1 protein-coding gene is annotated in these 1,886 nt (G+C 66.9%); it reads left to right on the forward strand.

The features are described 5' to 3' along the window. Positions 1-1,877, forward strand: a 1,877-nt coding sequence (locus tag ACE3P0_RS21030) for a conjugal transfer protein TraG (protein WP_374404763.1), incomplete at its 5' end; no start/stop codon positions are given. Positions 1,878-1,886: the final 9 nt, after the last annotated feature.

Consider the following 1,886-nt stretch of genomic DNA (forward strand, 5'->3'; position numbering starts at 1 on the left):
TCGATCTTCTTGGCAGGCCGATCTACCACCCGTGGAAGCTGTTTGAGTGGTGGTTCTTCTTCGGTGCCTATGCGCCGGAGGTCTTCGACACCGGCGGTGCCATTGCCGGCGCCAGCGGCATGGTCGCCGTGGGCGTTGCCATCGCCATGTCGGTCTGGCGCTCGCGTCAAGCGCGCCTGGTCACGACCTACGGCTCTGCGCGCTGGGCGAACGCGCAGGACATTCGCCAGGCCGGCCTCACGCAGCCTGCCGGCGTGTTCCTGGGCCAGCATGATCGGCAGTACCTCCGTCACGAAGGCCCAGAACACGTCCTGACCTTCGCGCCCACGCGCTCGGGTAAAGGTGTCGGCCTGGTGGTGCCGACGCTCCTATCCTGGCCGGCCTCGGCCGTCATCCACGACATCAAGGGCGAGAACTGGCAGATCACCGCAGGCTGGCGCTCACGTTTCTCGCATTGCCTGCTGTTCAACCCAACCGATGCGAAGTCGGCAGCCTACAACCCGCTGCTGGAGGTGCGGCGCGGTGCGCATGAAGTGCGCGACGTGCAGAACATCGCGGACATTCTGGTCGATCCCGAAGGCGCGCTGGAGAAGCGCAACCATTGGGAGAAGACCTCGCACGCGCTGCTGGTCGGGGCCATCCTGCACGTGCTCTACGCGGGTGCAGACAAGACGCTGCGCGGCGTCGCCAACTTCCTCTCCGACCCGGCCAGCCCGTTCGAGCTGACCTTGCACCGGATGATGACCACGCCCCACCTGGGCGATGGGCCGCATCCGGTCGTGGCCTCGGCGGCGCGCGAAGTGCTCAACAAATCGGACAACGAGCGTTCCGGCGTGTTGAGCACCGCCATGTCGTTCCTCGGCCTCTACCGTGATCCCACGGTGGCCGAAGTCACGTCGCGCTGCGACTGGCGCATCGCTGACCTGATCGCGGCCGAGCATCCGGTATCGCTGTATCTGGTGGTGCCGCCTTCGGACATATCGCGGACGAAGCCGCTCATTCGTCTGATCCTCAACCAGATCGGGCGGCGCCTCACCGAATCGCTCGATGGTTCCGATGGCATCGCGCGCCGCCACAAGCTGCTGCTGATGCTCGACGAGTTCCCGGCGCTGGGGCGCCTGGACTTCTTCGAGACGGCGCTGGCCTTCATGGCGGGCTACGGCATCCGCAGCTTCCTGATCGCGCAGTCGCTCAACCAGATCGACAAGGCGTATGGGCAAAACCACTCCATCCTCGACAACTGCCATGTGCGCGTGACGTTCGCCACCAACGACGAGCGCACCGCCAAACGCATCTCCGAAACGCTGGGCACCGCCACCGAGCTGCGCGCGCAACGCAACTACGCCGGCCACAGATTGGCCCCGTGGCTCGGCCACTTGATGGTGTCGCGGCAGGAAACAGCGCGCCCGCTGCTGACGCCGGGTGAGGTGATGCAGCTTCCGCCTGACGAGGCGGTGGTGATGGTGTCCAGCGTCGCGCCGATCAAGGCGAAGAAGCTGCGCTACTACGCGGACGCCAATTTCAAGCGCCGCGTGCTGCCACCGCCCACGCCGGCGGATGGGCAGTACGCCGACGCGCCGCCGGCCCGCGCCGACGACTGGAGCGGGCTGGTGATTCCTGCTGCACCCCCTGCGCCGGCCACGGCATCCGCCGATGGCCTGGAGAACTTGGGTTCGGCCGACGACGGTGGCCCGCGCCGCCAGCCCGAACTAACTGAGGCCGTCGCCTACGACCCCGAATTGGCCGCGCCCACGGCCGACCTTGGGCTGCTCGATGACGACGACTTGCCGCTTCCCCTTCCGCGCCAGCTCGATCCAGCCATGCAGCGCACGGCCCGGCTGGCTTCCCTCGACCCCAACGACGGAATCGAGCTATGAGCCACTACC

Origin of the sequence: Niveibacterium sp. (genome assembly GCF_041909475.1) — a bacterium.
In the GTDB taxonomy this organism is placed as follows: Bacteria; Pseudomonadota; Gammaproteobacteria; order Burkholderiales; family Rhodocyclaceae; genus Niveibacterium.